The 8,311-nt window shown below is 59.8% G+C and carries 7 protein-coding genes; all 7 read left to right on the forward strand.

The window, feature by feature from the left end; translation table 11 throughout:
• Nucleotides 1-185: 185 nt before the first annotated feature.
• The 7 genes from JIN78_RS08080 (at nucleotide 186) to JIN78_RS08110 (ending at nucleotide 8,197) form a co-directional block, all read left to right on the forward strand.
• Nucleotides 186-563: a HesB/IscA family protein gene (locus tag JIN78_RS08080; RefSeq protein ID WP_200391448.1), complete on the forward strand. Its 378-nt coding sequence runs from the start codon at nucleotides 186-188 to the stop codon at nucleotides 561-563.
• Between the two features lie 9 nt (nucleotides 564-572).
• A complete protein-coding gene (locus JIN78_RS08085; RefSeq protein ID WP_200391449.1) occupies nucleotides 573-1,133 on the forward strand; it encodes a hypothetical protein in 561 nt (186 codons plus the stop codon).
• Between the two features lie 15 nt (nucleotides 1,134-1,148).
• On the forward strand, nucleotides 1,149-2,852 hold the full coding sequence (locus JIN78_RS08090; RefSeq protein WP_200391450.1) for an Hsp70 family protein: 1,704 nt from the start codon (nucleotides 1,149-1,151) through the stop codon (nucleotides 2,850-2,852).
• A 48-nt stretch (nucleotides 2,853-2,900) separates the two neighbouring features.
• Nucleotides 2,901-4,166: a hypothetical protein gene (locus JIN78_RS08095; protein WP_200391451.1), complete on the forward strand. Its 1,266-nt coding sequence runs from the start codon at nucleotides 2,901-2,903 to the stop codon at nucleotides 4,164-4,166.
• Nucleotides 4,167-4,185: 19 nt separating this feature from the next.
• Nucleotides 4,186-5,256: a hypothetical protein gene (locus JIN78_RS08100; RefSeq protein WP_200391452.1), complete on the forward strand. Its 1,071-nt coding sequence runs from the start codon at nucleotides 4,186-4,188 to the stop codon at nucleotides 5,254-5,256.
• Nucleotides 5,257-5,341: 85 nt separating this feature from the next.
• The gene (locus tag JIN78_RS08105) at nucleotides 5,342-8,020 is read left to right on the forward strand and encodes a valine--tRNA ligase (protein WP_200391453.1); all 2,679 of its coding nucleotides are present in this window, start codon (nucleotides 5,342-5,344) and stop codon (nucleotides 8,018-8,020) included.
• A 15-nt stretch (nucleotides 8,021-8,035) separates the two neighbouring features.
• Nucleotides 8,036-8,197 (forward strand): hypothetical protein, encoded by a 162-nt coding sequence (locus JIN78_RS08110; protein ID WP_200391454.1) that lies wholly within the window; start codon nucleotides 8,036-8,038, stop codon nucleotides 8,195-8,197.
• Nucleotides 8,198-8,311: the final 114 nt, after the last annotated feature.

Here is an 8,311-nt window from a genome sequence, read left to right on the forward strand (position 1 = left end):
ATGAGGCGAGGCGTCGTCCTTTTAATTTGCTTGTAATGAGTGGGTTGTTATGACGGCTGTAAGGTGGTCAGCTTCGGCGTGCCGCATCCTTTTCTGGTCGAAAAGACAGCCTCATCGGGCCAGGGAGAATCAGGAGTTGCTCGAACCTCTCTGCAAGCGCGCTCGGGGGTTGTGGCCCGGGTTGAATGCGTTATCATGACAGCGTGGCAGCGGTCAAATACACGGTCGGAAACGAGAAGCTGGTCAAGGTCCTCGACGGGGCCTCCAGCCACCTGCGGGCATTGTTGGAAAAGCAAGGACGAGCCGAGGGCGCGCTCAAAATCGCGGTGGTGGGCGGCGGTTGCAGTGGTTTGCAATATCAGATGGATCTCGTGGATGGCCCCCGCGATCGGGATGTGCTGGTCGAGAGCAACGGCGTCAAAGTGGTCATCGATCCGAAGAGCGCCCTCTTTGTCAGCGGGAGTGAGTTGGATTATTCCGACGATCTTCAGCAAGGGGGCTTTAAGGTGCAGAATCCGAACGCGCTCGTTACTTGCTCTTGTGGTGAAAGTTTCGCAGCCTGAGGGCATAGCATGAACGTTTGGGAAGCATTGGGCCTGCCGGTCACTCTGGATTTGACTGCGGAACGCATCGAGGATGCCTTTCGGGAGGCGAGTCACGGGGTTCATCCCGACGCGGGAGGGCAGGCGGGAGATTTTGAACGTTTGCGGGAGGCTCGCAATGATTTGCTGGATGAGTGCCGCCGTCTTGAGCTTTGGCTATTGCTGAATGAGCAGAAGCTGGGGCATGTCGGTCGGGTGCCGGAGCGGGTGGGGGAGATGTTTCTGAAGGTCAACCAGCTGGTGGAAGCAGTGGACCAATGGATGGAGGAAGGCAGCTTGAAGAGCTCCACGCTGGGAAGAGCCCTTTGGCAAAAAGAAGGCTTTCGCTGGAAAGAGAATGTGGAAGCGCTCATTGCGGAGGTGGATGCCTGGCACCAGGAAGCGGTGGCAGATTTTGGCCGCATCGAAGAGGAGGCCGGAAAGCAGGAGTTCACCCGAGCCATCGAACGAAGGGTGGATTTGGGGTTTTTACGCCGTTGGCGGACCCAGCTGCAGACCCGTTATGCCCGCATGTGGGAACAATTGATTTAGGGAAAAATTCGGACCATGGAACAGGAAACAATTATTGGCATCGACTTGGGCACCACCAATTCTACGGTAGGGGTAGTGGAGTCGGGTTTTCCCATTCTGCTGGCGGATGAGGATGGTAACCGGCTGACTCCCAGCGCGGTTTGGCGGGGAGCGGATGGAAGGGTTTCGGTGGGGTGGCCGGCCCGGCGCCGCCGCGGATTGGGAGGGGTGATCACCAGTATCAAGCGGGCCATGGGCACGAGCGGGCTCGTCGAGGGCTTCTCTCCCGAGGAAATTAGTGCGGAAATTCTGCGTCGCCTCAAGGGCATTGCCGAAGCTCGTCTCGAGCGACCGGTTCACAAAGCGGTGATCACTGTCCCGGCCTATTTCAACGAAAGTCAGCGGGGGGCGACCCAGCGGGCGGGGGAGCTGGCGGGTCTGGAAGTGGTCCGGCTTTTGAGCGAACCCACGGCCGCCGCGCTGGCCTACGGCTTGGACAAGCTGGGGGAAGAAAAGCGGGTGGCGGTCTATGACTTGGGAGGGGGCACCTTCGATGTTTCCCTGCTTGAGCTACGGGAGGGGCAATTTGAAGTTCTGGCCACCGCCGGGGACACGCGGCTGGGCGGCGACGATTTCGATCATCTCCTCGCTAAAGCAACCGGCTTGGAACTATCGGAGCTTTCTGGCAATGACTTGGCGCGTGTGCTGGCCGAGGCCGAGCGCGTCAAGCTCGCTTTGAGTGAGGAGGAGGAGGCTGCTTTCCTTCTGCCCTTTCTGGGGCAAGAGAGTGTGGAGCATGAGGTGAGCCGGAAGGAGTTTGCCCGGCTCATCGAGCCTTTGCTCAAGCGGACGGAAGCCTGTTGTCGGCGGGCGCTCAGTGATGCCGGTCTTTTTTCCTCGCAGATCGATGCGGTCGTCTTAGCCGGGGGCAGCACTCGGGTCCCCGCCGTGCGCGAAAACGTCGAAGCTATTTTCGGCCGTCCCGTTGAAGAGGGGGTGGATCCTGATGAGTCAGTGGGCTTGGGTGCGGCCATCCAGGCGGGCATCATCAGCGGCGCGGTGCGGGAGGTGGTTCTCCTTGATGTCACTCCGTTGAGTCTGGGTCTCGAGACCATGGGAGGGCTGATGAATGTGCTCATCCCCCGCAATACCACCATTCCCTGCAAAGCGGGGGAAATGTTCACCAATGCCGCTGACGGCCAACGATCCATGCGCATCCGGATCTTGCAGGGTGAGCGGGAGCTGGCCAAGGACAACTGGGAGCTGGGGCAGATCGAGGTTCCCTTCGAGCCCGTGGCCAAGGGGCAGGCGCGTGTTGGGGTCCAATTTTCTCTCAATGCCAGTGGCTTGCTGGAGGTCCTGGCTCGCGACACGACAACGGGCAAGGACACCATTCTCCAGATCGAAAGCTCGGCCATTGACGTGGCCGACGCGCGGGTGGAGAAGATGGTTTCCGAGAGTGTGGACCATGCCTTTGCTGACATGGACGCCCGCGTTTTCGTGGAAGCCAAGTTGAAGGCGGAAGAACTCTTGGGAGCTCTGGAACCCGCTTTGCAGGAGATTGGGGAGGCCTTGCCAGCGGAGGATTTGTCGGCGGTCTTGGCGGCCGAGAAAGAGGTGCGCTCGTGTCTGGCCGAAGAGGGGCAAGGCGCGCGACTGAAAGCCGCCGTTGAAAAGCTGGATCAAGCGACCGAACAGCTGGCGGCTCTCGTGGTCGAACGGGCCATGGCGGGGAGATAGTGAGTTCGAGACTTGCGAGCAGCGCTCGAGTAGGGAACACTGGCAAAAATGAGTAGTCAGGCACCGGGAATTTTTCTTTGTCCGAAATGTGGAGGAGCTTCCAATCCGACCAAGGACGGCGATTTGCAGTGCCCGGAATGTGAGACCCGCTTCCCCCTGCCGGAGCAAGCCCTCAAGCACGTGCGTCCCCGGGACATCGGCCCCCGGCAAAGCTCTTCCCGCGCGGTGCAGCGAAATATCACGGTCAATGCCCGGGGCGGCCTGGACAAGTTCCGTTCTCTTTCCGACGCCGCCGAAGGGGAAGAGAGCCGCCCGCTCGTGCCGAAGAAAGATGTCGCCGAGGCCCAGCAGGAGCGCCGGGCCAAGGGGGAGCGTCGCAAGCGCCTCAAGAAGCGCAAGAGTCCTCCTTTGCTGGCTATTTTGGGCTGGGGCACCGCGTGGTTGGTGGCCGTGGCCGCCGTCCTCTTCGTCGTCTCTCTGATGCAGAAAAATATGCAAGGAACCAAGAAACGAGGCACGTCTTTTGAGGATCGACTGAGTGCGGAGGAGCATGCCTTTTACAAAAAGGAGTATCCCGAAATCTCCAAGCGGCTGCGTCTTTTCCTGGCGAGTGATACAGTCAATCTCAAGGGCGATCAGGTTCTCTCCGTGCCCCGCCTCAATCGGAAAATGGCCCGCTATTACCAAGAACGTTCTGTGGCCGGCACGCTGCCCACTCTCAAAAATTCCCCCGCCTTCTGGAATGTAGCCTTTGAGGAAAGCCCTGGATTTGTCGAAGTAGTCTGGGATCCCAGCGAGAGCGGGGAGGAGGGATTTGAGGGTGTTTTCGTCAAGGTGAGGGACAAGTGGTTGCTCGATTGGGAGCAGCATGTGCGCTATTCGTCGGTCAATTGGACCTTGTTTCTCAACCAGCAGGCGGACGCCACCCAAGGAAACTTCCGCTTGTATGTCGAGAAGGTCTCGGAAGGGCAGAACTCGGATTTCCAGCCCTGGGTCAAGGTCCGCTTTCACCCCCCTTACCATGATGAAGGGCGTCGGAAGGCCGAGGTCAGTCCGGTCGTCATTCTGGAGGGCGATGATCCACTCTACAGCGACTTCATGGACCTCTTTTTGGACCGGGCCGGGCAGGGCACTGGTTATTCCGAGCTTTGGCGGCGGGATGACCGCGAGTTGCGGCGGGCCCATCTCTCGCTGGCTTGGAGCGAAGAAGAGGGTGCGGACGAGCCCGTCCTGGTGACAAAGGAGTTTTTTGCCGATCACTGGCGGGCTTTGGATCTGGGGGCTGAAGTTGCTGGACGCGGCCCACTTCCCTGAGCAAGAATTCCATCAAGATATGAGCGACGAAGAATCATCCCGGGAAAAGAGAAAAAAGCGCGTGCGCAAGTCGGACTCCGGTTCGCGCGGCGGCTCCCTTTATGAAAAGCGCGAGAAGCTCCTCAAAGAGATGCAGTCGAATGCCGATCTGCGGTCCATTGATGTCCGTGAGCAAGTGGAGTTGCTCAAAGAGGCCTCCGATGAATCCAGCGAAGAGAGCTGGGGCAGCAAGAGGAAGCGGCGCAAAGGAAGCCCCTGGATGCTGTGGGCCATTGTTGGATTGGTGATTCCCATCGTGCTCGTTGGTCTCATGATCATGACGGCGAAGCAGCGCCATCAGGCCGACCCGAATAACGCGGATTTGGGTATCGATTTTGATGTCTTGAGTGGAGGTGGCCAGGAGGAACCCGAAGATTGGTTCGTCGAAAATTCCGGTCCCTCCTTCACCCGGGCGGTGGAAGTGCTCGAAAGTCTCAGCGAAGACTCCCTGCGGCTTGAGGACATCGAGACTCTTGTTCGCAGCCGGTCTCAAGCCGGCCGTCTCATCGCTTGGCAGCAAGCGGGCGAGTGGGCGGGCTTCAATGTCAGTCAGCCCACCAATCTGACTTGGGAATATGGTTCGGTCGCGGAGGTGGGCTACATGACCGTGCATGGAGTGCGCAGCGATTTCCGCAACTTCCGGGCCTACTTCGTTAAGGCTGAGGACGGGCTCGTGCTCGATGCCGATGCCACTGAAGGGTATTCTGAAATACCCATCGCCGAGTTGCCCGGGCAAGACCTCTCCGAGCCGGTTCTCGTGCGAGCCTGGGTCGCCAAAGAGCCTCACTTCGATACCGAGAGAGCTCCCCGGCTTTCGCGTTACCAGATTCTCGCTCCCAACCAAGTCGATTTCGTCTGGGCCACTTGCGAGAAGGGTAGTGACCTGGATGAGGCCCTACGGGAGGAACTCAACTACGGTCGTCTGATTGGTGAACGCAAGAAGGAGTTCCGGGCCGCCGTGCGCTTGAGCAATGGCGAAGGCTTGCGGCCGGATGAATTTGTTCTTACCGAACTTGTTTCGCCGGAATGGGTCCTTGTTGAAAGCGAGTGAGAGAGCCTGGGGCTGACTCGGAGAAGTCGCCCAAATCGCGGGTCGGTATTTACAAACCGGCCCGTTTGAGGCATTCCCCTCACAAATGTCTGCTGAAACGGAATTGCCGAAAGCCTACGAGCCCCAGGATGTCGAGAAACGCTGGTATCAGGCGTGGCTCGACGAGGGCTGTTTCACCGCTGATCCCGAGTCCGATAAGGAGGGATACTCTCTTGTTATCCCGCCGCCCAATGTGACCGGGATCCTGCATCTCGGACACGTTCTCAACAACACCATCCAGGATGTTCTCGCCCGTCGCGCCCGCCAGGAGGGCAAGGAAGTCCTCTGGCTCCCCGGCACCGATCACGCCGGCATCGCGACTCAGACCAAGGTGGAGCGCCAGCTGCGCGAGGAGGAAGGCAAGACCCGCCGCGAGGTGGGGCGGGAGGCTTTTCTGGACCGCGTTTGGGAATGGAAGGACAAACACGGCGGCATCATCATCAAGCAGCTCAAGCGCCTCGGCTGCTCCTGCGACTGGAGCCGCGAGCGTTTCACCATGGACGAGGACTACTCCCAGTGGGTGAGCCATGTTTTCAGCGAGCTTTTCAAACAAGGCCTCATCTACCGGGGCAAGCGCATGGTCAACTGGTGCCCGGTCTCCCTGACCGCGCTCTCCGACGAGGAGGTCATCATGAAGCCCCAGCGCTCCAAGCTCTACTACATGAAGTATGAGGTCGTGGACGCGTCGGGCGAATTCCTCGAAATCGCCACCACCCGGCCCGAGACCCTGATGGGTGACGTCGCGGTGGCGGTCAATCCCAAGGACGAGCGCTGGGGCCAATACGTGGGCCGCAAGGTGCGCCGTCCCTTCCCGGAGGGCTTAATCCCCGTCATCGCCGATGACCACGTGGACCCCGAGTTCGGCACTGGCGCCTTGAAAATCACCCCGGCTCACGACAAGGCCGACTTCGAAATCGGCTTGCGCCACAATCTTGAGATTCTCGACGTGCTCCATCCCGACGGCACCATCAATTTGCCCGACATGCCGGAGTTCGATGGTCTGGATCGCTTTGTGGCCCGCAAGAAGGCCGCCGCCAAGCTGGAGGAGATGGACCTCCTGCTCAAGGTGGAGGAATACGAGAACAACGTGGGTTACTCCGAGCGCGCCGACGTGCCCATCGAGCCCCGCATCTCCATGCAGTGGTTCCTCAAGTATCCCGCCGTGGAAGAGGCCCGTCACGCGGTGGCCAGTGGGGACATCTCCTACCGCCCCGAGCGCTGGGCCAAGACCTATGCCCATTGGCTGGAGAATATTCAGGACTGGTGCATCAGCCGCCAGCTCTGGTGGGGGCACCGCATCCCGGTTTGGTATCGCGCCGATCGCGTGAACGAACTGAAGGAGGCAGAATCCCTCACTCTCGACGACATGCAGGCGGGGGCCATCCACGTGGGGGAAGAAGCGCCCGCCGAGGGCGAATGGGTGCGCGACGACGATGTCCTCGACACCTGGTTCAGCTCCTGGCTCTGGCCCTTTGCCACCATGACCAAGTTGGGCGAAGAAAGCGCCGAGGTGAAGAAATTCTACCCCACCACCGACCTCGTCACGGGCCCTGATATCATTTTCTTCTGGGTCGCGCGCATGGTGATGGCCGGTTTCCATTTCCGCGGGGAGTTGCCCTTCAGGAACGTCTTCTTCACGTCCATCATTCGTGACTTGAAAGGTCGCAAGATGAGCAAGTCACTCGGCAATTCCCCCGATCCCATCGACCTGATGGACAAATACGGAGCCGATGGCCTGCGCTTCGGGCTCATGCGTATCGCGCCTGTGGGCGCCGATGTTCGCTTCGACGAGGCCCAGATCGAAGAAGGACGCAACTTCGCCAACAAGCTCTACAATGCCTGCCGTCTCCGCCGCATGGCCGGGGGCGAAGTGGGGGAACTGCCGCCTGTCAGCGCGCTGCGGCCCTACCACCTCGATATTTTGCAGAAAAGCGATCGCCTCGCCGCCAACCTCACGGCCGCTTACGCCGATTATCGTTTCAACGAGCTCGGTTCGCTGCTCTACGAGTTCCTCTGGAGCGAGTTCTGCGACAAGTTCCTCGAAGCGGTCAAGAAGGACCTCCGCGCGGAAGACGGTTCGCCGGCCAAGGTCGCGACTCTCGCGGTCTTCGACCACATCATGCAGCGCTACTTCCAAGCTCTCCATCCCTTCATGCCCCACCTCACCGAGGAACTCGCGTCCCGCATGGGCTACCTCGCGGAGGGCGAGTTTCTCATGAACCAGCCCCTCGCCAGCGAGCCCTTGCTGGGGGAGGTGCCCGCGACCGCCGAACGGGCCGAGAAGGTTTACGAAGTGGCCGGACGCCTGCGCAATCTCAAGGCCGAATACAATCTTGCGACCCGCAAAGACGTGCGCTTTGTGGTCAAGAACGCCCTCCCCTGGCTGGCGGAAGAGGCCGACATCCTCGCCCTGCTGGTGGGGGCGGAAGCCATCAAGATCGAGGAAACCTTCGAGGTGGCCAAAGGCACGCCTACTGCCGTCACCGACGCGGGCGAATTCTTCCTGCCACTCGATGGCCTCATCGACGTGGAAGCAGAAAAGAAGCGGATTGCCAAAGAGATCGACAAGGTCGAGAAGGAGGTCAAGAAATCACGCAACAAGCTGCAGAACCCCAAGTTTGTCGAAAATGCCAAACCGGAAGTGGTGCAAACCGAGAAAGATCGCCTCGACAACTGGGTGGAAAAGCTCAAGCAACTGCGCGAGCTTGAGGAAGCCCTTCAGTAAGGGTAGAGTCTTTCCGTGAGCGATACTTCTCCCCAAAAAGAGCTTCCGGCAGCCATCCCGGTCGAGCGCGAAACCTTGCGCAAGGCCCGGGTCGAGCTGCAGGATCTCCCCGCCGCCATCCCTACTCCTCAAACCCGGGACTTTGCGAACGATGATTTGGGGGAATTGGAGGATTGAGGCGGCAGGAGAGGTCTTTGGGGATGTCCCACAGGTCGTTAAAACTCTCGGTGGTCGTTGGCGTGAGATTGGCTATTTATTCGTCGAGTTCAAGGTTGGTGTTGAGGCTTCTGT

This window comes from Roseibacillus ishigakijimensis, from assembly GCF_016595415.1.
Taxonomy (GTDB): domain Bacteria; phylum Verrucomicrobiota; class Verrucomicrobiia; order Verrucomicrobiales; family Akkermansiaceae; genus Roseibacillus; species Roseibacillus ishigakijimensis.

Coding starts and splice junctions, on each gene's coding strand:
- JIN78_RS08095 (WP_200391451.1), top strand. CDS start 2,901: ATGAGTAGTCAGGCACCGGGAATTTTTCTTTGTCCGAAATGTGGAGGA.
- JIN78_RS08100 (WP_200391452.1), top strand. CDS start 4,186: ATGAGCGACGAAGAATCATCCCGGGAAAAGAGAAAAAAGCGCGTGCGC.
- JIN78_RS08105 (WP_200391453.1), top strand. CDS start 5,342: ATGTCTGCTGAAACGGAATTGCCGAAAGCCTACGAGCCCCAGGATGTC.
- JIN78_RS08080 (WP_200391448.1), top strand. CDS start 186: ATGCGTTATCATGACAGCGTGGCAGCGGTCAAATACACGGTCGGAAAC.
- JIN78_RS08085 (WP_200391449.1), top strand. CDS start 573: ATGAACGTTTGGGAAGCATTGGGCCTGCCGGTCACTCTGGATTTGACT.
- JIN78_RS08090 (WP_200391450.1), top strand. CDS start 1,149: ATGGAACAGGAAACAATTATTGGCATCGACTTGGGCACCACCAATTCT.